Below are 22,659 nucleotides of genomic sequence, written 5' to 3' on the forward strand. Positions count from 1 at the left end.
CCTTGAGTATTTCCTAAAACGCGCTGTCGAACTGGGCGAATTGCCCATCCGCTTTTTGCGTATAATGATAAATGCCTATTTGCAATTTACTTGAAAAAACAGGGACTTGCAATGACGTTTTTGCGTATAACGATAATTATATGCAAAATTCAATCCCTTCAAAATGTCTCAATGCGGAAAGCCAAAAGCGTGATCCTACCCCGAGCCTATTCACAAATTCCTCGTCCTAAAACGCATTTGCACACTTTCGCGTAGTGCCTGTATATTGATGGTATAACTGAACAGGTGCGTGAATAACGTAGTTAGCGGACAGCCACACAATACTGGCAAAGGATTCTCCTGATGCTCGATATAGTCAATCTCCCTGAGCACAGACGCGTTTTTGACAGTCTATTGCGACACTTCCGGGACATAGACGAAGTCATCGGCATCTTCGTCAGCGGAAGTCAAGCTACCGGAGAGATGGACGAGCAATCCGACCTTGATTTAGGGGTTGTTTTTGATTCCCAAAAAATCCGAGATGCTGTCTGGTCTAAAAGGTGGAATTGGGCGACCGAACCGTGGTTCCACCGATTTGATGCAGATCACATCAAGGAGTATTTCGTTATCTATCTTTTCGAGCCGTGCGTCAAGGCAGACATCAATCTGTACATAGAGGAGGACTTGCCAGGTTGGAAGGGAGGGCCCTTTCATCTTATCTGGACGAAGTCAGACAGGCTTGAAGAATGGTGTCAAGTTTCGAATGATAAGGTACGCCGCGAGAACAGGCCGACTCCCAGTGAAGAAGTGTTGATCCATGAAGACGAACGTCTCTGGGCTTGGCTTGTGTATGTTGTTTTGCACACGAAGCGTGGTGAGTACTATTCCGCAGCCTGGTCGTTTGCCGATCTACGCAACATCGTGGAGAAATGGCATGCATATCTACAGGGAGAACACAAATTCACGCCCAGGCAGTTCGAGCAGCGGATGCCATCGCACCTAACTGGCCGATTTGCGACTCTATTCCCTCAGCCAACACGAAATTCACTCAAGAAGGCTTACTATAACCTGGCGGAACTACATGAGGAGCAGCGCAGAGAAATCGGTTCACGACTTGGATTGACCTGGAAGATAAGCGAGTATGGTATATGTAGGGTCAAGGATATGATTGGCGAAATATAGTGTGGCCGTCCGCTTGCTTTTTTGAAAAGTTTGGGTTACTGATGCCAGATTGCGACTACAGTCTTACGTGGTACCATGGCTCTCAGCAAAAGCTGACGAAACTTCGTATCGGTAGTTCGATCACACAATACAGAAATGTGGCGAAGGCGTTCTCTCACCGTCCTTCTCTTATCTCTTTGTCTGACGAAGGTGAGTCTCTATCTGACAAGCTCAGGCTGAAGCATAACGGCGTCACGCCAGGTTATCTCTATGTTGTTTCAGATGAGATTGATCCTGATGATGTGTATCCGCATCCCCATCCGGCAAATGTCGGTCGCTGGGAGTGGCTGACTAACCGGGAATTGAAACTGGAACTCATCGAACAGACTATCGTAACAGACAGTGAACGGCTGACAGACGAAGATATCGCCGAGATAAGGCGGAAACAGAAGGAAAGGGGCGAGGAGTCATTCGCGGAGTGATCTGTTTGAAAAAGCGCGCAACAAAAAGTAGGTGCAATGTTCTGCATATTCAGCATGACAAATAAAAAAGCCGCTTCCCAGTTTAAGAAGCGGCTTTAATTTATCTATCACATTTAGTTCAGGGCGCAGGTCGTCTCACTGTCTCTTCAAAGTAAGTTGTCTCTGGATTGTCAATCCAATCGCCAACCCAACCCAGTTCTTTCAGTCCGCTTTGAACAATTGGCAATGTCGCCCGCAATTCTTTCACGGGTATCCAGTCACGCCAGTTGCGGTCGGCCGGTGGGGCGAGAAATTCTCTCATGCCGCCTACTGCCCGTTGAATCGATGGATATACCATCGCGCCCAGTTGTGTTTGTTTGGCTGCTTCAACCAGCCATTTGTCGTAGGGAAACGGCTGTCTGTCAGCAACGCAGCACATTTTGCAGAGGTGTTCGATGACGTTTCCAACCGCAACAAACGCTGTTTCCACCTTATTTCGAGCTGCCATAGCCAGTGGACCGCGCTGCGAGTAATGATACTTGCCGAATATCCACTTCAACTTGCTCTCCGCGACCGCTGGCGGATACAGGGAATAGCGATGTTTCAGCTCTTCAGCGATATTTGAACTACCGTAGAGGGTTCGCGAGGTGGCAATCACCCACATCATCTCATCCGGGTATGTTTCCAACCACGCCCGCAGGTCATCTTCATCGTAAAACGACCAGTGGGCTTCGTAGTCGCCTCTATCGACGAAGAGTTGCCCGCTTCGTTCATAAGTCCTCCGATCTTCACCGGAAAGGTGCCGCTTATCGCCAATGATACAAAGGTCGAGGTCTGACCATTCATCGGCAAAGTTAGCGGCGCGACTCCCAATCAACATGAGGACAGGGCGTTCACCCATTCGTTGGCAAGAATCTATGGCTCGATTGATGAACTGTTGATCTTCTGGACTGAAACGAATCTTTTCTCTCATTGCAGACATCTCCGGGACGGTCGTTGTCAAGGTTATTCATATTAGACTGCACGGATGAAAATTGTACGTCGCGGTGTCTTGTATATTGAAGTTTTCTTTTTGATATTATACGGCAATGCCGTATGTTTTATTTTCGTGAGGAGATTGAAAATGAATGAAAAGAATAGAAATATCGGTCAAGAGATTCTATCTGGCCTACAGGAAATTAAGCGCGGCGAACACGGTCGTATTATCGCAGTGCCTGACATTGCCCAAACGAGAGCGAAAGTAGGTCTTTCTCAGGCTCAGTTTGCCCAATTGATGGGTGTATCTGTTCGCACACTGCAAGATTGGGAGCAGGGCCGCCGTCGTCCATCGGGAGCAGCCCGGACACTATTGATAATCGCAGACAAAAACCCTCAAGCGATATTGGATGTGATGTAAAACCTGTAACCTGAAATCTGGAATAGAATTGAAAAATAAACGCCCTGCTCAAGCAAGCAGGGCGTTGACGTAATTAGAGCAGAATTGATCGCGTCTATTCCCCAAGGTCGTCAATGACGTCAGAAATATAATCTCGCAGCCACGATTCTGGATCAGAATGCGATTTCAGAACTGGCAGAATGTCACTATCACCCCACAATTCCGCTGCTTGAACTGCGGCATCTCTAATCTCCACATCATCCAAAGCCAACGCATCGCGCACGAGTTCGGAACGCCATGAGCTTGTTCCTAAATGTTCTTGACACCCAAGGCAACGCAGAACAGACGCCGCGAAGACCGGTTGTGCGGTATCTAAGGAGAAATCTCTCAGCCACTCGAGAATTCGCGCGTCTTCCCCGGATTGTAATGTCTGTTCTATAATGTCCTCAGCCTTATGGTGCATACCGTCCTCAAGAGGCTCGGTTTCAAAGGCTACGTGCAATTTGTTTGCAAGTCGCACTTGTTCGCGCTCCTCATCCCGATCCGGTTTGAAACGAAACTCACAGACTGCTTCCTCAATAGGTGGATTACTGTAGAGACGTTGCACCATTAGATTCTCTCCGTAAATAGTACACCGCTTGTCCTTCTTTTTTGGACTGACAATTTGATGTTAAAAAACAGACCGTGACCTATTCGTCAATGACTAAAGGTTGGCACCCGAGCAACCGGAGAATGAAGGATAAAAGGTATTTTGTGACTTTTGTTAGATACCAAAATACTGAGCAAGATGCTGAGTCTTTCCAGCAGAATCCTACCTTTAGGACTATGATTGCTGATATACTCTCAAAATCTCCTCTTTTGAAAATCGAACAATGTCTTCTTCACGTATTATAGGATTTATCTCACTGCTCAGAATACTTTGAGATGGTTGCCATGGTGCTTCAAAATACGACTTATCCTGAGGGTAAAAAAACTTAACAGATTCGGCGTCTGTACCGTTCGCTACTTTGAGAAATGCAAGTATATTATTTAGGGAAATGGATATTAGATTCAAGCCATGTACAAGACATTTTGGGTCCCAATTCAGTGCAGGTTTTTTGAGCCTAAAGTGTGTTGGATTTCGTTTGTCTATCTCATCTCCAATTCCTTCGGACACAAAAAAAGATGAACCAAAATCGCTACCTCCGAGATAGGACATTTTCTCTGGTGGAGCAGGCACCCCGGGTATATCCTCGGGGCCAACCCAAAAACTAGAGCCACCTGGTCTCACCCGGAATCCATGCTTTATATTGTTGTATTCGGCAATTAGCTTATCATCCAGAAAATCTTTTGCAAATCGATACCATAAGGTTGTAAACGATTCTTTAAGTTGCTGCTCTTTATCTTCATCTTGAAGGTTAAAATCGTTTATCAAATTTGATAGTTCCTCCAACGTAACGGATTGAAGATTGAGTTTACAGAAAATCGGAGTTTGGTAGTTGATAATTTTTTTTACCAAGTCCCTCAACTGCTTTAAGGTATACTTTTGAAGCCAACCCATAATACAGTCTGGAGCTTGAATACACGCACAAAGTAATGCAAATAGTGTTTCAAGACCATGACAATAGGCTATTCTTATGGCTATAGCCGCATACTGAGCCCCATCACCTTGCAGAGATCCTTTATTAATTGCTGCAATATATTCATAATAGGTAGGGTCAATTCCTTCGATGAATTCAAGATTCGTTCTCCTTATTTCTGGATCCCAGACACAGTAAGGAATATCTAACACAGCGAATCTACTATTTTCTATCATTTTAATACCTTTCCTTTTGCTGTGGAATTGAGCAACTTTAGCGGGCCTATCTTGTCGGCCTCAATGGGCAATGAAGTTAAGTACGTCATCGGCACATCGACATTGGTTACAAGTCTGTCATCGATATTAGATGGATCTGGTAAGAATCCGACGATATGTTGGAGACATGCAGCATTTGCTCTAATCCATTCGACACGTTTTACATGCTTGCCTAACTCATCCTTTGCTTCCCCACGAAAACGGCGACAAATTTCGGCAAACTCAGCAACAGTTCGGGCCAATTGCAGACGCTTACACTCAACGATCTGTATTTCTCCGCTTGGCTTCCACGCTAAGACATCTACATCACCGAGTTTATCAGAAGCACCTAATTCGGTCATTTGTACCTCATTACGGGTATGCCATCCTTTTTCGCACAGCTTATTAGCAACAGACTGAGCAAAGGCGTGCCCTTTTTCGTCGTTTACCATTCCAACATATTGTTTCATCTCTGTTGAGGTGAAGAATTCTTGCGGTAGGTGCCCCTCGTCAATCCTACCCAATAGATTAAGGATACTTTGTTTTAGTGTACCAATTCCAAAAAGCACCTTATCATTGTTTTGCTTTCCAAAAACAAACAAGGGTTTCGCTGTTACAGAAAGTCTGCGTTTGAAGCGCCAAGGGTAAATATCTTTCCCCGTAAAACCCGATGGAGGTTTATCCCATTGAGGGCGATGAAAAATTCCGAAAGAGCGGACAAATGCTTCGCTTGCATCTACTGATAAGCCTCTGTTCGAAGTCAGTCTGGCTTTGATATCACCAAGCGTTGTTTCGACGATTACACTGTCGTATTCAACAGCAAGGTCCATGAGTTTTGAAATTCCTTCTACCGCTTCGTCCAGAGACAAACCGAACTCGACACGGGATGCATGAATTAATTCTGAAGAAAATATTTCGTCAGGTCTCTTTCGCTCATCATAAGATTCGTTTTCATATAACTCGCGGTATTCTTGTACAGCCGTTTTAAATCCTTTCGAAAAATGAGATTCCAAGAATGGTTTGATAACGGTACTTTGGAACTCATGGTCAATAGTGTACTCACCATTTGGGTGCAATTCGATTCGGGGTGTAACTAGATCATTTTTGACGGCATCCGAGACCCTTGCAACTTCGAGTAATAGCGTCACTTTGGCTAATAGTTCGTCCAGTTTCCAGCGTGAAAGCTGACGACCACCTGTTTTAGGACACTCACAAATAGCCATTTCTATGATTGTACGGGCTGATATTGCAGTATTGACTCGATCCGCTTCCCGACCTCGTGATATGGCAATAACATCTTCCTCTGATGCGTGAAGCGCCTGTACTGCCTGCGCGGTACGACGCCAGTGTTCACGGTCATAAATAATGGCTTCATGTACTCGGAGTGCTTCACGTATCACTGATGCTCGATCAAGTTGTTTCAACTGGCTGCGTATTTGGCTCCAAATTTTATCTACAACTTTGTGCAAAAATTCATTGCATTCAACTTTCGAATTGATCTCCCCAATTGTCGTTGCTGATGTGCATCCTTCGGACAGCTTCAACTTGGAAAAAGCAAAATCCTCTTGAGCTATGAATATTGGAGCTTGGTTTTGTTTTGCTTTTAGTTGTTCAATAGGATCTATAGGAAAGGCATGGAGAATCCGCATACCTGGATCACTGATCACTTTGTTTAATAAAGCTTCCAGTATGTCCTTATCAACATTCTTATTTGTATCTTGATGTAGACTGATAAGACCTTTCGCGATGCTTCTCAGGACTATCCGCTCACCAGTATTCTCAGGTTGCTGAAAATACTGAAGGAAATCAGGAGGTAACTTGACCACAGCGGTTCGCTGTTTATTTTGAATGGTAACTTCAAATTCGTTGACTTTCGTGTCTATTTGAGGTTTCATATTTTTCTCAACTATAAGTATGCCATCTACATCAATTACGTCATCTGCATTGAGTTTAATTTCTACCGGACCGAATGGGGCATCTGGGTAGAGGGACTCAATCTCGGATACGAGCCTGTCATACAGACCGATGAATCCCTCCCATATATCATAAAGGAAGCGAGGGAATTTTTCGTCACTCTCGCGTATCATGACTAGCCAACTGGGGCCACGCGCCGTTTCCACAGTCCCCGCAAATATGCCTGAACTCAGATGGATCAGGCTCGCATAAATTGGACGGTCACACACGGATTTGAAGTATGAGTTACTAAAAAATCGTACTACGGGTACGTAGATCCCGTCTGTTGTCTTAAGGACATGTCGATCTACAAGATTTCGGACTTCCTGTCGGGCGACCAAAATCCAATCGTTTTCAATGATAAGCATAGAGGGGGAATCTATAGCTAAATCATGAGGCACAATTTGGTAGTTCGATTGACGCCAGTAGCTAAAAGAATTCAAGTCGCCGCTCATGTCTTGAATAGTGACTCCTTCCTTATCTACCCATGTCCTCTGTTTGATATATTTGAGGTAGCGTGTGATCGGTTGATCGGGCAGGTGGCCTAGCATGAGAAGGTTGGATATACTAATAGCCGATAGATGCCATTGATCCGGACACTCATCAAAGCCCAGAGCGAAGCCGCGGCCGAGTCCCCCCATTATCAAAAGTGTCATTCCTTCATTAAAATCTGGTAATGACATGCAGTAAGAGGCGGTTTTAGATATATAATCATTAAGACCCGTCATCAATTCTTGCGGATATGTCATGAAACCGGATAAATCATAGGGTTTCAACGAATCTAAACGGTCATGGACAAGCACGACATGAAGGTACTTGTTGACATCATATTTGAGCAGCCAAGCATGAAGTGGTGGAGTCTTTCTATCGAATTCGGGTAGCTTGAGAGAGAAAACATCTTGCTCCAGTTGCTTGAACACCTCTCCTTCGACTTGTTTGGCTTGATAAGTGGCCAACGCACGAGAGAAGGCCGACAAGTAACCCCTTCGCCGCAACTCAGAGAGAATGAACGTCCTAATTGCTGGGCTAACCGCGTTAGGTAAAGCCAAAACCACTTTATCGCCAAAGTCTATAAGGGGGCGTTTCTCAAGGGAAGATTTTCCGATTGTCTCAGTTTTGAGGGCCTGCCTATCTTCATATCGCAGAATAAAGGGTGCCAACAGGTGACGTTTGATCCCCATTGCATTAAGTTCGCTATCTGAGAAGATTACCGCTTGGGCCCGTTCCGCCCTGTCACTCACACAGGCGACTCCGATTTTATCCTTCGCGGTCGAAGGTGCGTTATGCCATCTCCGTAAACCGACACGCTCAGCGACACTATCGCTCAATTTTAGCAATGCAAAAGCAGGGCTTAGAAGATTTCGACACTCCTGCAGAGCAAGATGGATACTTAGGATATTGATAGCTGCTTGAACAAAGTAGTCACTTGATTCCCATATTCCTTGGAATATGCGCCGATTGCCCTCATGCGTCTCGACATTGGTGATAAAGACATCCTCCACAGGGTCTTCGTATATTGCGATCCTGTTGCCGAGATATTGATTTAGCCAGTGGTCTATCTCGGCTAACTTGAGATTTCGAGAGCCTTCGCAGTTCGCTACAGTCAGGTGAATGGCTGTTTCTATCCGGAGTGTATTCGCATGCAAAGAGGGGACGGTGAGTAAGCCGGCGAGTTGTGTAACTGAAGACTGTAGGTCGTGTTTTTCAAAAAACTTCGCAAACCGCCTAAAATCAGAAAAATTAATTGACACCATAAACGAAACCTTTCTCAGAAACTTTATGTTTGTAAAGTTTTATAATGATAGAACGGTATATTTCAAATCTATGGATGAGTAACTGAATCTGCTTTTGACATCGTGTGCAGATCGTACTTAAGCAAAGCAACGTAGCACTTCTGTTCCCAGGCGGCTACAGACCCGGCTTGCCATTGCAGCAGAGTTTCTGTCATAAATTAAATTAGATGTGTCATTCCGCCCTATGGATTTGACTGTTGACCTGATCCCCGATATTCTTATATTCAGACATCTTTCATCAGGGTTACCGGACGTTCCGGTGACTTCTACAGACCTCGGCAGTGCCAGCTGCCGAGGTTTTTCTTTGCTAAAAAAGACCAAAAAGCCCCATCAAGAATTATCCGAAGGGGCTGACCTCACGTAGATATATACCTTCGGGTCGGAGCGTAAAAACAGGGGAGATTTGGTAGGGGAGAGAGCTACGAGAAACAGCACCGAGGGGGAGAGCCCAGAGGGGGATTGCACAGGTGGTAATATACACAGTTTTTTCTAAGAGTCAAGCAACTTCAAAACCCTCAGTAGTCATCTTGGCTCAATGCCGTTGTAGGCTGGGTATGGATCCGATTTCTCATCTTTACCTCAGGCATGACCTCTTGACAAAATATAACGAGTTTGTTATATGCGAAAATTGAAATTATTCTGAACACGTTGCAGGGAGGATGAAATAATCCTCATAGGAGGGAAAATGCTCAGTCATAAAGAATTGATCGCAACAATGCGGTCCCAACCTGGATATAAAGAAAAGTATGATGAGGCAGCACCTGAGTTTGAGTTGCTACACAAGATGCTTGAAGCGCGAAAACGCGCTGGTATGACTCAAGAGCAAGTCGCTGAGAAGATGGGCACGAAGGCAACAGCGATCACTCGCTTAGAGTCTGCCAATAGCCGACATTCCCCCAAAGTAGAGACGTTGCGAAAATATGCAGAGGCCGTAGGCTGTCGGCTCAACATTGAGTTGATCCCCGGTTGACGGGAGGGTATCGATTAAATAAAAAAGAACGGGTAGAGAATTATAATATTCTTTACCCGTTTTCCTTTTGTCCTCAAAGTGTGTCGAAACGCCGATTTATAGACTCACACTTGTATATTATCCGGCGGATTTTTAGAGGGGATGTCCGTGCCGAATTGACTTCTCTTGAACCGCTCCCTGGGATCGTCAGGTGGAAAGCGTTCAGGGAGATTCATAGACCACCTTTCCTTCCCGCAGCGCGGGCTTGATGACCAGCGCGTGGCTGTCCTTGTAGCGCTCGACGGCTTGGGGCGTGACGACGAAGGCATCGACGGCAGCACCTACCCCGTAAAGATTCCGGCGAATCTGCCGCATCAGGTCAAGCGTGTCCACGCCCTCCTTGACGATGAGCAGATCAAAGTCGCTATGGCGGTTCATGTCGCCTCGAGCGGCAGAGCCAAAAAGGATGATTCTCTGTGGATCAGCCACTTCCACAATTCGACGGACGATATTATCCAACGTCGTTTGATCTAACATTGTACTACCTTTTTAATCGGTTCCGAATATTTATGAACCAAATAGGCATATCTAATAAACATAAAAGAGAGAACAAAACAAGCCAAATACGGAGAATTCTGGTTTAGACCCTCTAATTTAGACGGTCAGGTTTAGACGGTCAGGTTTAGACGGTCAGATTTAGACGGTCAGATTTTGACCCTCAGAATATTTCTCTTACAATGGTGTTCAATTTGTAATCCGGCAGGTCGAATACCACATAAGATGGGAGGTTTAGTTGTTGCCAGAGGTCGAAGCCGTTTGTCCGGGTTTTTTGGGCGACGAATAAAGAGATGACGGTGCCGTGGGTGGCTATGGCTATGGTTTTGTGAGGGTGTGTTTTCACTGCTTTTTCAATGGCTCGGGTGAATCGCGTGCGAGCCTGATGTGCGGTTTCATTGCCAAAGATCAGGTCGTTGGGGCGTGCAAAGAAGGTTTTTACGGTGGTGTGCCATGTTTTTTGAGGGATAAAGGGGACGCCTTTGCGGTCGTGTTCGTGAAGGTTGGGTGCTGAGGAACAGGGGATTTGGAGGATGTCGGCGACGAGTTGTCCCGTTTGATGTGCTTTGGGTTCTTCGCTTGTGATGAGCAGATCTGGTTTGTAGGGGCGCAACGCTTCGGCGAGAGGGGTACAACTTGCGCGTCCGCTGTCCGATAGTTGCCAGTCTGGGGCGGATTTTGCCTCGTCGATTTGAGGCAAAGCGTGTTTGATTAGGATGAGGTGGTTCATGAAAGTGCTCCGGTTATGTGTTATATGACTTAGACTGAGCGAGCAAAAATTGTACGTCGCGGTGTCTTGCATATTGGGGCGGTGTTCGGTATAATTTACTTTTATGGATATTGATATTCGGTCTCTTAAATCGTCTGAGGTGTCTCGGCTTCGGTATTTGCCGTTTTCCCGTAAAGAAACGCAGCGGCGGCGGTTTATGCTACAGGAATCCGGCAGGCTCATTTTTTATGTGGCCTGGTGGGGCAATTTGCCGGTGGCTCAGGTGTTGCTCAATTGGGAAGGTGGCGATGCTGCTGGCGTGCCGCCCCAGGTGCGACCATGGCCCGAGGTGTCGTCGCTTTTTGTGCATCCAGATTATCGGCGGATGGGTATTGCGTCGCGGTTGTTAGATGTGTGTGAGCGAATTACTTTTCAGCGGGGCTATGAGAATATTGGTCTGTGCGTTTACGTGAAGAATCATCCTGCGCTCAATTTGTACGCACGCCTCGGGTACAGGGATGCGGGATGGGAGCCGTATTTGGCACGGGGTGTTTATACTGATGCCAATGGCGGGCAGGGTAACTGGCGAGAGACGCGCGTTTATTTGATTAAGTCACTCAGGAAAAAATATGAATCCAGATCCTTTTGTTCAGTTTGATATGTGGTTTGAAGAGGCGAGGGCTTCGGAGCCGACACTGCCCGAGGCCGTAGCTCTGGCGACGGCGACGCGCGATGGAAAGCCTTCGGTGCGTATGGTGCTGGTGAAGCAGTGCGATCAGGATGGGTTTGTGTTTTTTACGAATCTGGAGAGTCGCAAGGCCGATGAGTTGGCGGAGAATCCCAGAGTAGCTTTGCTGTTTCACTGGAAGTCGCTGGTCAGACAGGTGCGTATTGAGGGACGGGTTGAGGCTGTTTCGGATGCGGTGTCTAAAGCGTATTTTGATTCGCGTCCTCGGGGTAGTCGCTTGAGTGCCTGGGCGTCGCCTCAAAGTGAGGCGATTCCCGATCGGGCGTTTTTGGAAGGTCGCGTGGCAGAATTGGAACGAAAATATCCGGGAGACGATGTGCCGTTGCCGGATTTTTGGGGGGGCTATCGGGTGGTTCCCGATCGGTTTGAATTTTGGGTGAATAGGGATGATCGGTTGCACGATCGGTTTTTGTATGTTCGGCAAGGTGATGGCGCGTGGAAGCGCGCTTTGCTGGCACCGTAGAGGAGGATGGGAATGACCAAACTCAGTGTAAATTTGAATCGGGTGGCGCTGTTGCGGAATAGCCGGCCGCTTACTTTTCCGAGTGTGACGAGGGCGGCGCAGGTGTGTATTGATGCAGGGGCGCATGGGATTACGGTGCATCCCCGGCCCGATGAGCGGCATATTCGCAGGACGGATGTTTATGAGTTGAAAGAGGTGATTTCGGGGGTGGAGTACAATATTGAGGGCAATCCCTTTCCCGATTTTATGGATATGGTGCGGGATGTGAGGCCGGATCAGTGTACGCTGGTGCCCGATGAACCGGATCAGAGTACGTCGGATCACGGTTGGGATTTGAGGCGGGATGGCGAGCGGCTGGTGCCGATTATTGCGGAGTTGAAGGGGCTGGGTATTCGGGTTTCTCTGTTTATGGATCCGGTGCCGGAAGATATGGTTCTGGCAAAGGATCTGGGTGCGGATCGCGTGGAGCTTTATACGGAGTCTTATGCTTCTGCTTATGACGGAGGCGATGTGGGTCCTGTTTTTCGACGGTACGCGGATTCGGCTCGCGCGGCGCAAGATGCCGGGCTGGGGGTTAATGCGGGGCACGATCTCAATCTCGACAATTTGGGGGAGTTTGTGACGATTCCCGGGATTCTCGAAGTGTCTATTGGTCACGCGCTGATCGCAGATACTGTTTTTATGGGACTTGAGAATACGGTGAAGGCGTATTTGAAGGTGTTGGGGTATGGGTGAGTGCTAATAATTGACAAAGCGATTTCATTTGTTTATTATTGCACGTTGGGCCAGCAGTTAATGACTAAGGTATTATAAAGAAAGGATTATCCAACGCGATGAATGTGCAGGTGACCGAGTCGGGGACGTGGCGTCGGACATTGGAGATTGAAGCTCCGGCTGAGGATGTGGATAAGCGTCTCAATGATGCTTACAGGAAGTATAGCAAGACCCTTAATTTGCCGGGTTTTCGCAAGGGTAAAATTCCCCTGAGCGTTATCAAACGGCAATTTGGGCCGGCCATCCAGGGGGAGGTTGTCCAGGAGATGGTCGAGGAGTTTTACCGGGAGGCGAGCGAGGCAGAAGGCATTCAACCCGTTTCCCAGGCGAGTATTGACGATATCAATTTTGAAGAGGGACAGCCTCTGGTGTTCAAGGCTTCTGTCGATGTCCGTCCAGAGATAACCGTGGAGACCTATAAGGGGCTGAAAGTGACGCGGCCCGTGTTTGCGGTTGAAGACGAGCATGTTGAAGGTCGGCTGCGGTATATGCAAGAGGAGAGTGCGACCGAGCAGGTCGTGGAGCGCGCTGCTGATCTCGACGATGTGGTTTTTGCCGATGTCGAAGAACTCGATGATGGCGGCAGTCCCGTGGCCGATCACAGGTCAGAAGATCAATCGATTCGATTGTTTAAGACGGAAGACGGCAAGCCGACTGAACTGGCAGAGCAATTGATGGGTATTTCGGCTGGTGAGTCCCGTGAGGTTACAGTTACGCGGCCCGTTCAGGACGATCACGATCATGCGGATTGCGATCACGACCACGATCATGACCACGATGATCACGCGGGTCACGACCACGATCATGGGGATCACGACGAAGAACCCAGAGAAGAGACCGTGATGTTTCGCGTGACGGCGAAAGAAATACGCGAGCGCGAGTTGCCCGAATTGGATGATGCATTGGCTCAGGATGTCGGCGGTGTGGAGACGTTGGACGAACTCAAGACGCAGATTCGGAATGAGATGCAGACGCAATACGAGCAGGTGATTCGCCAGCGCGTTGAGGAGAATTTGATGGATGCGCTGATTGAGGGCAATCCTTTTGAGGTTCCCGATAGCATGGTCGAGAACTATCTCAATGGGATGGTTGAGTCGTATAAGCGAGAGCACGCGGGTCACGACCACGATATTGACGAGGATGCGATTCGCGAAAGCGGGCGCGATCAAGCCGAGCGCGGTGTCAAACGCTTTTTGTTGATGGATGCTGTTGCCGATCAGGAAAATATCGAGGTGACGGATGACGATTTGGACAAACATCTCGAGGAGATGTCGCAACGGCACAATATTGAGGGACCGCGTTTGCGTCAGATTTTGAGCCGCACCGAACAGCTCGATCAGATTGAGTCGGAGATTAAAACGCAGAAGACGTTTGATTTTCTCATCGATAATGCAGATGTCGAAGATGTTGAGGAAGTTGAATAGGCGGAGCGGGGTACAACTGGTTCAGGCCAGTTCATAGACGGATTTTACATTTAAACATGGGATTTGAAATTAAATATGGCTCTGGTTCCTACAGTTCTCGAACAGACAGGGCGTGGTGAGCGCGCTTATGACATTTTTTCGCGGCTGTTGCGCGATAATATTATTTTTATTGGTACGCCGATTAACGATACGATTGCCAATCTGGTGATTGCTCAAATGCTGTTTTGCACGTCTGAAACACCCGAGAAGCCGATTCGGCTGTATATCAATTCTCCCGGCGGCAGTATTACGGCGGGTCTGGCTATTTACGATACGATGCAGTACGTGCCCAACGATATTGAGACGGTGTGTGTGGGGCAGGCGTTTTCACTGGGTGCCGTGCTTCTTGCAGGGGGCACGAAGGGGCAGCGCCGCGCATTGCCCAATTCGCGCATTTTGCTGCATCAACCCATTGGCGGTGCAGGCGGTCAGGCTTCGGATATCGAACGCCATGCCGAAGAGATTTTGCAATATCGCGACCGTTTGAACGCCCTTTTATCCGATTGTACAGGTCAACCTATTGAGCGCATAGAAAAGGATGCAGATCGCGATTTCTTTATGTCGGCTGATGAGGCGCAGGATTATGGCCTGATTGACGAAGTGCTCATTCCCGATCAAGATCCCAACCCCGATATCGACGAAGCCTTGTTATGAGGAGTGGGACGTTATGAAAAGACGAACTTCCAGAACAGAAATTCGCTGTTCTTTTTGTGGCAAGAGTGCCGATCAGGTCGATAAGATCGTCACTGGTCCGAGTGTGAATATTTGCAGCGAGTGTATTAAGCTGTGCAATGAGGTATTGCGAGAGGACGATCTCAAAAAGCCCGTGACGCTGCACAAAGGGTTGCCCAAGCCGCAGGAGATTAAGACTCGTCTCGACGATTATGTGATTGGTCAAGAGCGGGCCAAGCGCGTTCTTTCGGTTGCGGTGTATAATCATTACAAGCGCATTCGGTCCAATCAGTCTGCGGAAGATGTCGAACTCGATAAGAGCAATATTTTGCTTATGGGACCCACGGGTACTGGCAAGACGCTTTTGGCACAGACGCTGGCGCGCATTTTACAGGTCCCATTTTCGATTGCCGATGCCACTATTTTGACCGAGGCGGGGTATGTTGGCGAAGATGTTGAGAATATTCTGGTGCGCCTGCTTCAGGCGGCGGATTACGATGTGGCGCAGGCAGAGATGGGTATTTTGTATTTGGACGAGGTCGATAAAATTTCTCGAAAGTCGGCGAATCCATCTATTACGCGCGATGTGTCTGGGGAAGGTGTTCAGCAAGCGTTGTTGAAAATTCTGGAAGGTACGGTGGCGAGTATTCCGCCCAAGGGGGGGCGCAAGCATCCCGAACAACCCCTGATTCAGCTCAATACCAAAAATATTCTGTTTATCTGTGGCGGTGCATTTGATGGTTTGGAAAGCGTTATTAGCACCCGCATTGGCAAGAAGACCATTGGCTTTGGGTCCGATTCAAACGATTTGGACGAGAGCAATACCGGTGAGATTTTCCAGCATGCCGAGCCAGAAGATTTGATCAAATACGGTTTGATTCCAGAACTCGTTGGGAGAATGCCCGTGGTGTGCGCGTTGGGCGATCTGGACGAGGCCGCTTTGTTGCAGATTTTGACGGAACCGCAAAATGCAATTACGAAGCAATACCAGAAGTTGTTCGAGCTCGATGGGGTTGAGTTGACCTTTGAGGATGACGCGCTGCGCGAGGTTGTTCGCATTACGCAGGATAAGGGTACAGGTGCGCGCGGGTTGCGGTCGGTTCTCGAGACGGTTATGACGGATTTGATGTACGATATACCCTCCAATGAGGATCTGACCGAGGTCACAGTGACCCTCGATATGGTTCAAAACCGCAACAAGCCGCGTATTGAAGTTCTCGAATCCACACAAAAACGCGCTTAAAGAGATAGATATTTCCCACAGATGGGGAACCGGGGCCGAATTGGACCCCGGTTTTCGTTTGTGTGAAAGGGCGGTCATGCAATTCCATTCGGTCGAATTTGTGACAAGTGTTGGCTTTTTGAGGCAGTTGCCTCGCGATGGGATGGCCGAGATTGCATTTGCGGGGCGTTCCAATGTGGGCAAGTCGTCGTTGCTCAATCGGCTGTTCAATCGGAAAAATCTGGCGAAGACGAGCAGTACGCCCGGCAAGACGCGGACGCTGAATTTTTATCGCGTAAATCGCGCGTATTATTTTGTCGATTTGCCCGGTTATGGCTATGCAAAGCGCAGTTTGCAAGAGCGCCAGGCGTGGGGGCAGTTGATTGAGGGGTATGTGCAGGATCGGCCTTCTATTAAGGGTTTTGTTCAGTTAATCGATGCGAGGCACGATCCGAGCCGGGATGATTTGCAGATGATTGACTGGCTGATGCACGGCAACAAGCCGTTTGTGGTGGTTGCTACGAAGGCCGATAAGTTGTCGGGTCATAAACTCAAGAGCCGATTGGATCAAACCCGTCGGATGCTCGCTTTGCACGGCGATTTTGACCTTGTGCCGTTTTCCGCGACGACGGGTCGCGGCAAGGATGCGGTTTGGCGATGGATTGGAGAGGTGCTGGATGTTTGACTATCGGGTAAAGAATGCCGGGGAGATTCCCACGCCTGCGCTGCTGGTTTACAAGGCGGCGGTGGCGCATAATATTCGCGCGATTGGGGATATGATGGGCGGGTATGCGCGTTTGCGTCCGCATATTAAGACGCATAAGATGTCGCAGATTGCGCGTTTGGAGATGGATGAGGGGATTGATAAGTTTAAGTGTGCAACGCCCAAAGAGGCGGCGATGCTCGCTGCGATTGGTGCGACCGATGTGTTGATTTCTTATCATATCGTGGGGGCAAATATTGGGCGCGTGGTGGATTTGAAGCGGCTTTATCCCGATACCGACTTGAAAGTGATTGCGGATGATGGGGACGCGATTCAGGCGTTGTCCAATGCTTGCTCGTCGGCGGATGTGCGTCTGGGCGTTATGGTGGATGTCAATACGGGGATGGATCGCACGGGGGCATTGCCCGGCGCGCCTTCGCTGGCTCTGGCACAGCAGATTGCACAGTCGTCGGGGTTGTGTTTTGCGGGTTTGCACGTGTATGATGGGCATGTGGGTGATTTCGATGGGGATATGCGTCAAAAGACGGCGTTTGAGTCGATTGAGCGGGCTGTTGAGACCCGGTGTCTGATAGAACGGTCTGGGATTGAGGTGGAGAAATTGGTGGCTTCGGGGTCGCCGGGTTTTGAGCATACGCAACGGGTGGATGGGGTAGATGAGGTCTCGCCGGGTACGTGGATTTTTTGGGATATTGGATATAGTGATAAGTTGCAGAGCCCCTTTGAATGGGCAGCACTGGTTTTGTCCAGTGTGATCAGTACGACCCGCGCAGATCTCGTTACACTGGACGCGGGCAGCAAGTCGGTTGCGCCCGATACGCCTGTGCCCCATTTTCGAGCGTTGGGGTTGCCAGATGATATTGCGTTTGTGCGGCGCAATGAGGAACACCAGTTGTTGCAGTTGCCGGAGGGCACGCCGCGACCGCGTGTGGGCGATCAATTTTATCTGGTGCCGCGCCATGTGTGTACGACCGTGAATTTGTGGGACGAGGTGTGCGTGATTGATGAAAACGGGATGTTTGTGGAGACATGGGCCGTGGATGCGAGAGGGCATTGAGTGAAAATGGAAAAGGTTCTGATTGCCGATTCACTGGCCGATGGCTGGCAGAATGTTTTTGTTTCTTCAGATATAGAAGTCGATGTGAATACGGGGCTGTCTGAAGATGCATTGTGTGAGGTTATCGGCGATTATGCCGGGTTGATTGTGCGCAGTGCAACGCGGGTTACGCAACGGGTTATTGAGGCGGGTGTGGATCTTCGCGCGATTGGTCGGGCAGGTGCTGGTGTGGATAATATCGATGTGGATGCCGCGACTGAGCGGGGGATTGTGGTGATGAATGCGCCGGGCGGAAATACGATTTCTGCGGCTGAGTACGCGATGGCGATGATGATGGCGCTGTCGCGCAATATCCCCCAGGCGACGGCTTCGCTTAAGGCTGGCGAATGGGAGCGCGGCAAATATACGGGTGTTGAATTATACGGCAAGACTCTGGGTATTATTGGCGTGGGGCGCGTTGGTCAGCAGGTGGCGCGACGCGCACATGCGTTTGGTATGACGTTGTTGGGTGCCGATCCCTTTTTGTCGGATGATCTGGCGCGGCAGTTGCATATACAGCAGGCGTCTTACGATGAGATTTTTGCCAGGTCGGATTATATTACGTTGCACGCGGCGTTTACGGATCAGACCCATCATCTCATTTCTGAATCGGCGCTTGCAAGGTGCAAAGATGGGGTGCGTATTATTAACTGCGCCCGGGGCGAGCTTGTGGATGAGGAGGCTCTTGATAGGGCGATTAATGCGGGTAAGGTTGCAGGGGCTGCACTGGATGTGTTTGGGGAAGAGCCGCCTTCGGCTGATCATCCGCTGATTACAAGGCCAGAGGTGGTTTCTACGCCGCATCTGGGGGCTTCGACGTTTGAGGCGCAGGAAAATGTGGCGCGGCAGGTTGCCGTGGATATGTGCGATGCCCTGCAGGGTAAGCCCGTTCAAAGTGGTATTAATTTGCCGCCGATTGATCCGGAATATCTCGATGCGATCAGTCCTTATTTGTCGCTGGCAGAAAAGGTGGGGTCGCTGCACGCGCAACTTATGGGCGGGCATTTGCACAGGGTGATTAATCGCTATCAGGGTGTGATTCAGGAATACGCTACGGCGCCGCTTACGGCTGCGGTTTTGAAAGGTCTTTTTGAATATCAGGCCGAGGAGCCGGTGACGCTGGTCAATGCGCCTTTGTGGGCTAAGGCGCGCAGTATTCGGGTTGAAGAGTCCAAGAGCAGTCACGCGGATTATAGCAATTTGATTACGATAGAGGTCGAGACTTCGGAAGAGACAACATCGATTTCAGCGACGGTTTTTGGGCGGCGAGATTTGCGTTTGGTTCGCATAGATGATATTGAGGTGAAGGCCAAGCTCGAGGGGGATATGATTGTTCTGGGCAATCGGGATGTGCCCGGTGTGGTGGGGCATATGGGCAATTTGTTTGCGGTAAATGGGATCAATATTGCCGATATGGCGCTGGGGCGCAGGAGCCAGGGGGGCGAGGCGATTATGGTTTTTAATATCGATACGCCAGTGCAGGATGAGGTGCTGGTCGATATTGTGTCTCAGGAGTTTGTGAACTGGGTTAAACAGGTGAAGCTATAAAAAAAGGATAAAAAATGTCTGTTTCAGCGATTGTAGGCGCAAATTGGGGTGATGAAGGCAAGGGCAAGATGACGGATGTTCTGGCGCGGGATTCCGATTTTGTCATTCGCTTTCAGGGTGGCAATAATGCCGGGCATACGATTATTAATGAGTATGGGAAATTTGCCCTTCACCTTTTGCCTTCGGGCGTGTTTTATCCGCATACGACGAATATTCTCGGTACGGGGATTGCGTTGAATATTCCGGCTTTTATAGAGGAGGTAGATGATCTGATTGCCCGCGGCGTGCCGAAGCCAAATCTGTGTATATCCGAGCGGGCGCAGGTGTTGCTTCCCTATCATCTTCTTATGGATGTGTACGAGGAGGAGCGGTTGGGGGACCGAAAATACGGTTCGACCAAGTCGGGTATTGCGCCGTTTTATTCGGATAAGTATTTGAAGGTGGGGGTTCAGGTTGCCGATTTGTACGATGAGGGTCGCTTGCGGGATCGGGTCGCGCGCGCGCTGGAGGTGAAGAATGTGCTTTTCGAGCATTTGTATCACAAGCCGCTGATGTCTCTGGAGGAGGTTGTGCCGGATTTGATGGCGGCCGGAGAGCAGATTGCGCCTTATGTTTGCGATACGTCGTTGCTGCTCCACAATGCGTTGAAGGAGAATAAGAAGATTCTCGTGGAGGGGCAGTTGGGTGCTTTGCGCGATCCGGATCACGGTATTTATCCCTATCCGACGTCTTCTTCTACTCTGGCGGGGTTTGCGTCGATTGGGGCGGGTATTCCACCTCATTCGATTACGCAGGTTGTCGCTGTTGCGAAGGCGTATTCTTCTTGCGTGGGGGCAGGTCCTTTTATTTCTGAGATTTTTGGCGAGGAGGCGGATGAGCTTCGCGAGCGGGGTGGCGATGCAGGGGAGTACGGTGCGACGACAGGACGGCCCCGCAGGATGGGCTGGTTCGATGCTGTTGCTACGCGCTATGGGTGTCGCATGCAAGGGGCGACTGCGGTTGCGTTGTCGCTGCTCGATGTGCTGGGTTATCTGGATGAGATTCCGGTTTGTACAGCTTATGAGATCGATGGGGAGAAGACAGATATTTTTCCGGTTCCATCGCTGCTCGACCGGGCGACGCCTGTGCTGGAAAAATTGCCGGGATGGAGAACAGATATTTCTTCGGTGCGCCAGTTCTCGGATCTGCCGACGAATGCACAGCGTTATGTGAAGTATATCGAAGAATGGCTTGAGGTTCCGGTGAAGTGGATTTCCGTGGGGCCGAGGCGGGAAGATATTATTGAGATGTGATGAGCGTGTGGAGATGATAAAAGCCTGTCCAAAAGGACAGGCTTTTTTTGTTCAGGAGGACGGTGTTTTGGGTTCGCGAATGGGGTATTTTGGGAAAACCTCGAACGTTTCGATTTTGTCAAAGAATATGTCGAATATCATATCAACCATAGCTTATGGAGATAAAACCGATGTCGCTTCTTCCCGTTGGCGATATTGTTCCGTCTGTGTCCGAAGTGCGTATTCCGCGGCGAATGGATTATGAAGGTGAGTATATTGCGCTGTCACCTCTCGATCCCGAAAGGGATGCGCCCGGGTTATTTGCATGTTCGCACGGGGCGGAATTTGTGGAGCAGTTGTGGACGTATATGGCGTATGGGCCTTTTGTAGATGTGTCGGACATGCAGGCGTGGCTTGAGGGGATTGCAGATTCAGAGGATCCGCTCTTTTTGAGTGTTCGGGATAGAGTATCTGATCGGCCTGTTGGTATGGTGAGTTTTTTGAATATTGCGCCTGATGCGCGTCGGCTGGAGCTTGGGAATATCTGGTATGGTCCGGAGGCACAAAATACGTGTGCGAATACCGAGGCCGCGTATCTCATGCTTTGCGAGGCGTTTGATTGTATGGCTTATCGTCGCGTGGAGTGGAAGTGCGATGCGCTCAATGAACGCTCACGGTCTGCCGCGCTCCGCCTGGGGTTCACTTATGAAGGGCTTTTTCGCCAGCATATGATTGTGAAAGACCGCAATCGGGATACGACGTGGTTTTCCATGCTGGATACGGAATGGTCCCGGGTTAAGGAAAATATGGAGCAATGGTTGTATCACAATCCGGATAAGTCCTGGTCGCTGAGGGAGAAGAATCAAGGGTTGGATTGACGTAATGGAACGCGCCTGTGACACAAAACCCCAGACGATTTTCGCCTGGGGTTTGGTTTTGAGAACAGCGGTTATCTACGAGGGCAACTCTTGTGAGATGCGTTCCGCAAGAAAGACCTTGAGCAATGATTGATAGGGCACATCGCGTTTATTGGCAAGGAGCTTCAATTGTTCCAGCATTGTTTCTGGTAAACGAATAGAGATGGTTCTGGTTGATGGTTTCAAATTGGACAATGTGACGCGCTTGCCCTTTGTCCAATCTATATACTCAGTAGAATCATGAGTATCCCAGAATGCGCGCTCCTCATCTTCATTCTTGAACTTCGGGATCTGTTTCTTCCTGGGCATCGCTATAAACCTTCCTCTCTCGCCGACTCATAGGGCGTGCAGAAATCACGCGGATTAAATCCGTTCGAATTGTGAAAACAACAAATAATTGTCTTCCTGTATCTGTTTGTCCAAGCGCGTAATAACGGGCTTCTGTCGGACTGCTGCTGGCCGTATCTCCAGTGATCAAAGGTTGATTGAAGAAAATTTGCTCACATTCTGCAGACGATACGCGATGTTTAATCCAATTCTTGTGGGAATTGCCCGAATCCCACTGAAATTCCTTACATTTTAATAATTCAAGCAAATTTGTCTCCATATTTTTTGTATATGACTATTATATACAAAAAAATGTTTTTTTACAATAGTAATTTTTTTACTATTTTGCATATAGATTTGACATTTTTACAAAGGAGTCCACTATGTCTCTCGCTGCATGTATATGGGCACTGACCTGTGCCGAGGAACTTGCTTTAGAACAGGTTGCCGATGCGGGGTTTACCCATATTGATATTCGTCCGGGTTGGCTTCAGACAGCCGATCTTCAACAACGGGCAAGGGACCTCGGTCTCGTTGTTTCGTGTATTGCCGCTTCTGCCGATATGCCCGAGGGGGTGTCCCTTGTAGGAGATGATCCACAATCCGCACGCGATCACATAAATCGGGCATTTGAACACGGTGCTCGGCTCGGTGCAACGACTGCGTACCTGGTGCCCCAGGGCGATGAT

The 22,659-nt window shown here is 48.9% G+C and carries 24 protein-coding genes; 16 read left to right on the forward strand and 8 right to left on the reverse strand.

The window, feature by feature from the left end; genetic code table 11:
• Window positions 1-342: 342 nt before the first annotated feature.
• Both OXG87_10110 and OXG87_10115 read left to right on the forward strand, forming a co-directional pair.
• Complete coding sequence (locus OXG87_10110) at window positions 343-1,161, forward strand: nucleotidyltransferase domain-containing protein (protein ID MCY3869901.1); 819 nt, start codon at window positions 343-345, stop codon at window positions 1,159-1,161.
• A 41-nt stretch (window positions 1,162-1,202) separates the two neighbouring features.
• The gene (locus OXG87_10115) at window positions 1,203-1,622 is read left to right on the forward strand and encodes a hypothetical protein (protein MCY3869902.1); all 420 of its coding nucleotides are present in this window, start codon (window positions 1,203-1,205) and stop codon (window positions 1,620-1,622) included.
• A 118-nt stretch (window positions 1,623-1,740) separates the two neighbouring features.
• On the opposite strand, the gene OXG87_10120 is transcribed toward OXG87_10115, so the two are convergent.
• Window positions 1,741-2,574, reverse strand: a complete 834-nt coding sequence (locus OXG87_10120) for a nucleotidyltransferase domain-containing protein (GenBank protein MCY3869903.1) — start codon at window positions 2,572-2,574, stop codon at window positions 1,741-1,743.
• Window positions 2,575-2,724: 150 nt separating this feature from the next.
• On the opposite strand from OXG87_10120, the gene OXG87_10125 reads away from it, so the two are divergent.
• Window positions 2,725-2,997 (forward strand): helix-turn-helix domain-containing protein, encoded by a 273-nt coding sequence (locus OXG87_10125; protein ID MCY3869904.1) that lies wholly within the window; start codon window positions 2,725-2,727, stop codon window positions 2,995-2,997.
• A 94-nt stretch (window positions 2,998-3,091) separates the two neighbouring features.
• Here the strand turns inward: OXG87_10125 and OXG87_10130 are convergent, their stop codons facing one another.
• The 3 genes from OXG87_10130 to OXG87_10140 form a co-directional block, all read right to left on the reverse strand.
• The gene (locus OXG87_10130; protein ID MCY3869905.1) at window positions 3,092-3,586 is read right to left on the reverse strand and encodes a hypothetical protein; all 495 of its coding nucleotides are present in this window, start codon (window positions 3,584-3,586) and stop codon (window positions 3,092-3,094) included.
• Window positions 3,587-3,799: 213 nt separating this feature from the next.
• Window positions 3,800-4,771, reverse strand: coding sequence for a hypothetical protein (locus OXG87_10135; GenBank protein ID MCY3869906.1), 972 nt, complete (start codon window positions 4,769-4,771; stop codon window positions 3,800-3,802).
• On the reverse strand, window positions 4,768-8,496 hold the full coding sequence (locus tag OXG87_10140) for a hypothetical protein (protein MCY3869907.1): 3,729 nt from the start codon (window positions 8,494-8,496) through the stop codon (window positions 4,768-4,770). The genes OXG87_10135 and OXG87_10140 overlap by 4 nt, the downstream gene beginning before the upstream one ends.
• 724 nt (window positions 8,497-9,220) lie before the next feature.
• On the opposite strand from OXG87_10140, the gene OXG87_10145 reads away from it, so the two are divergent.
• A complete protein-coding gene (locus OXG87_10145; protein ID MCY3869908.1) occupies window positions 9,221-9,505 on the forward strand; it encodes a helix-turn-helix transcriptional regulator in 285 nt (94 codons plus the stop codon).
• A 201-nt stretch (window positions 9,506-9,706) separates the two neighbouring features.
• On the opposite strand, the gene OXG87_10150 is transcribed toward OXG87_10145, so the two are convergent.
• Both OXG87_10150 and OXG87_10155 read right to left on the reverse strand, forming a co-directional pair.
• A complete protein-coding gene (locus tag OXG87_10150; GenBank protein MCY3869909.1) occupies window positions 9,707-10,021 on the reverse strand; it encodes a nucleotidyltransferase domain-containing protein in 315 nt (104 codons plus the stop codon).
• Window positions 10,022-10,202: 181 nt separating this feature from the next.
• Entirely contained in the window at window positions 10,203-10,769 is a 567-nt protein-coding gene (locus OXG87_10155; GenBank protein ID MCY3869910.1) for a phosphoglycerate mutase family protein, read from the reverse strand.
• 103 nt (window positions 10,770-10,872) lie between these two features.
• Between OXG87_10155 and OXG87_10160 the strand changes: the two genes are divergently transcribed.
• The 11 genes from OXG87_10160 (at window position 10,873) to OXG87_10210 (ending at window position 21,604) form a co-directional block, all read left to right on the forward strand.
• Entirely contained in the window at window positions 10,873-11,406 is a 534-nt protein-coding gene (locus OXG87_10160) for a GNAT family N-acetyltransferase (GenBank protein ID MCY3869911.1), read from the forward strand.
• Window positions 11,378-11,959 (forward strand): pyridoxamine 5'-phosphate oxidase, encoded by a 582-nt coding sequence (pdxH, locus tag OXG87_10165; protein MCY3869912.1) that lies wholly within the window; start codon window positions 11,378-11,380, stop codon window positions 11,957-11,959. The genes OXG87_10160 and pdxH overlap by 29 nt, the downstream gene beginning before the upstream one ends.
• Before the next feature lie 12 nt (window positions 11,960-11,971).
• Window positions 11,972-12,694 (forward strand): pyridoxine 5'-phosphate synthase, encoded by a 723-nt coding sequence (locus OXG87_10170; GenBank protein ID MCY3869913.1) that lies wholly within the window; start codon window positions 11,972-11,974, stop codon window positions 12,692-12,694.
• A 98-nt stretch (window positions 12,695-12,792) separates the two neighbouring features.
• A complete protein-coding gene (gene tig / locus OXG87_10175) occupies window positions 12,793-14,157 on the forward strand; it encodes a trigger factor (protein ID MCY3869914.1) in 1,365 nt (454 codons plus the stop codon).
• 75 nt (window positions 14,158-14,232) lie between these two features.
• Window positions 14,233-14,850, forward strand: a complete 618-nt coding sequence (locus tag OXG87_10180) for an ATP-dependent Clp protease proteolytic subunit (GenBank protein ID MCY3869915.1) — start codon at window positions 14,233-14,235, stop codon at window positions 14,848-14,850.
• A gap of 13 nt (window positions 14,851-14,863) precedes the next feature.
• Window positions 14,864-16,111: an ATP-dependent Clp protease ATP-binding subunit ClpX gene (gene clpX / locus OXG87_10185; GenBank protein ID MCY3869916.1), complete on the forward strand. Its 1,248-nt coding sequence runs from the start codon at window positions 14,864-14,866 to the stop codon at window positions 16,109-16,111.
• 76 nt (window positions 16,112-16,187) lie between these two features.
• Window positions 16,188-16,775: a ribosome biogenesis GTP-binding protein YihA/YsxC gene (gene yihA, locus OXG87_10190; GenBank protein ID MCY3869917.1), complete on the forward strand. Its 588-nt coding sequence runs from the start codon at window positions 16,188-16,190 to the stop codon at window positions 16,773-16,775.
• Window positions 16,768-17,868 (forward strand): alanine racemase, encoded by a 1,101-nt coding sequence (locus tag OXG87_10195; protein ID MCY3869918.1) that lies wholly within the window; start codon window positions 16,768-16,770, stop codon window positions 17,866-17,868. The genes yihA and OXG87_10195 overlap by 8 nt, the downstream gene beginning before the upstream one ends.
• 6 nt (window positions 17,869-17,874) lie before the next feature.
• A complete protein-coding gene (serA, locus tag OXG87_10200) occupies window positions 17,875-19,455 on the forward strand; it encodes a phosphoglycerate dehydrogenase (protein ID MCY3869919.1) in 1,581 nt (526 codons plus the stop codon).
• A 14-nt stretch (window positions 19,456-19,469) separates the two neighbouring features.
• Window positions 19,470-20,747 carry an adenylosuccinate synthase gene (locus tag OXG87_10205; GenBank protein ID MCY3869920.1) on the forward strand — a complete coding sequence of 426 codons (1,278 nt, stop codon included), beginning with the start codon at window positions 19,470-19,472 and terminating at the stop codon, window positions 20,745-20,747.
• A 170-nt stretch (window positions 20,748-20,917) separates the two neighbouring features.
• Window positions 20,918-21,604 carry a GNAT family protein gene (locus tag OXG87_10210; protein ID MCY3869921.1) on the forward strand — a complete coding sequence of 229 codons (687 nt, stop codon included), beginning with the start codon at window positions 20,918-20,920 and terminating at the stop codon, window positions 21,602-21,604.
• Between the two features lie 75 nt (window positions 21,605-21,679).
• On the opposite strand, the gene OXG87_10215 is transcribed toward OXG87_10210, so the two are convergent.
• The gene (locus OXG87_10215; GenBank protein ID MCY3869922.1) at window positions 21,680-21,952 is read right to left on the reverse strand and encodes a BrnA antitoxin family protein; all 273 of its coding nucleotides are present in this window, start codon (window positions 21,950-21,952) and stop codon (window positions 21,680-21,682) included.
• Window positions 21,915-22,250 carry a BrnT family toxin gene (locus tag OXG87_10220; protein MCY3869923.1) on the reverse strand — a complete coding sequence of 112 codons (336 nt, stop codon included), beginning with the start codon at window positions 22,248-22,250 and terminating at the stop codon, window positions 21,915-21,917. The genes OXG87_10215 and OXG87_10220 overlap by 38 nt, the downstream gene beginning before the upstream one ends.
• Window positions 22,251-22,353: 103 nt before the next feature.
• Between OXG87_10220 and OXG87_10225 the strand changes: the two genes are divergently transcribed.
• On the forward strand, window positions 22,354-22,659 hold a 306-nt coding region (locus OXG87_10225; protein ID MCY3869924.1), incomplete at its 3' end, for a hypothetical protein.

This window comes from Gemmatimonadota bacterium (assembly GCA_026706845.1).
Classification (GTDB): domain Bacteria; phylum Latescibacterota; class UBA2968; order UBA2968; family UBA2968; genus VXRD01.

Excerpts from the sequence above, each read along its gene's own strand:
- OXG87_10115 (MCY3869902.1), top strand. The coding sequence starts at position 1,203 with ATGCCAGATTGCGACTACAGTCTTACGTGGTACCATGGCTCTCAGCAA.
- OXG87_10125 (MCY3869904.1), top strand. The coding sequence starts at position 2,725 with ATGAATGAAAAGAATAGAAATATCGGTCAAGAGATTCTATCTGGCCTA.
- tig (MCY3869914.1), top strand. The coding sequence starts at position 12,793 with ATGAATGTGCAGGTGACCGAGTCGGGGACGTGGCGTCGGACATTGGAG.
- serA (MCY3869919.1), top strand. The coding sequence starts at position 17,875 with ATGGAAAAGGTTCTGATTGCCGATTCACTGGCCGATGGCTGGCAGAAT.
- OXG87_10160 (MCY3869911.1), top strand. The coding sequence starts at position 10,873 with ATGGATATTGATATTCGGTCTCTTAAATCGTCTGAGGTGTCTCGGCTT.
- OXG87_10215 (MCY3869922.1), bottom strand. The coding sequence starts at position 21,952 with ATGCCCAGGAAGAAACAGATCCCGAAGTTCAAGAATGAAGATGAGGAG.
- yihA (MCY3869917.1), top strand. The coding sequence starts at position 16,188 with ATGCAATTCCATTCGGTCGAATTTGTGACAAGTGTTGGCTTTTTGAGG.
- OXG87_10195 (MCY3869918.1), top strand. The coding sequence starts at position 16,768 with ATGTTTGACTATCGGGTAAAGAATGCCGGGGAGATTCCCACGCCTGCG.
- OXG87_10155 (MCY3869910.1), bottom strand. The coding sequence starts at position 10,769 with ATGAACCACCTCATCCTAATCAAACACGCTTTGCCTCAAATCGACGAG.
- pdxH (MCY3869912.1), top strand. The coding sequence starts at position 11,378 with ATGAATCCAGATCCTTTTGTTCAGTTTGATATGTGGTTTGAAGAGGCG.
- OXG87_10110 (MCY3869901.1), top strand. The coding sequence starts at position 343 with ATGCTCGATATAGTCAATCTCCCTGAGCACAGACGCGTTTTTGACAGT.
- OXG87_10150 (MCY3869909.1), bottom strand. The coding sequence starts at position 10,021 with ATGTTAGATCAAACGACGTTGGATAATATCGTCCGTCGAATTGTGGAA.
- OXG87_10205 (MCY3869920.1), top strand. The coding sequence starts at position 19,470 with ATGTCTGTTTCAGCGATTGTAGGCGCAAATTGGGGTGATGAAGGCAAG.
- OXG87_10170 (MCY3869913.1), top strand. The coding sequence starts at position 11,972 with ATGACCAAACTCAGTGTAAATTTGAATCGGGTGGCGCTGTTGCGGAAT.
- OXG87_10145 (MCY3869908.1), top strand. The coding sequence starts at position 9,221 with ATGCTCAGTCATAAAGAATTGATCGCAACAATGCGGTCCCAACCTGGA.
- OXG87_10140 (MCY3869907.1), bottom strand. The coding sequence starts at position 8,496 with ATGGTGTCAATTAATTTTTCTGATTTTAGGCGGTTTGCGAAGTTTTTT.
- OXG87_10180 (MCY3869915.1), top strand. The coding sequence starts at position 14,233 with ATGGCTCTGGTTCCTACAGTTCTCGAACAGACAGGGCGTGGTGAGCGC.
- OXG87_10120 (MCY3869903.1), bottom strand. The coding sequence starts at position 2,574 with ATGAGAGAAAAGATTCGTTTCAGTCCAGAAGATCAACAGTTCATCAAT.
- OXG87_10220 (MCY3869923.1), bottom strand. The coding sequence starts at position 22,250 with ATGGAGACAAATTTGCTTGAATTATTAAAATGTAAGGAATTTCAGTGG.
- OXG87_10130 (MCY3869905.1), bottom strand. The coding sequence starts at position 3,586 with ATGGTGCAACGTCTCTACAGTAATCCACCTATTGAGGAAGCAGTCTGT.
- OXG87_10135 (MCY3869906.1), bottom strand. The coding sequence starts at position 4,771 with ATGATAGAAAATAGTAGATTCGCTGTGTTAGATATTCCTTACTGTGTC.
- clpX (MCY3869916.1), top strand. The coding sequence starts at position 14,864 with ATGAAAAGACGAACTTCCAGAACAGAAATTCGCTGTTCTTTTTGTGGC.
- OXG87_10210 (MCY3869921.1), top strand. The coding sequence starts at position 20,918 with ATGTCGCTTCTTCCCGTTGGCGATATTGTTCCGTCTGTGTCCGAAGTG.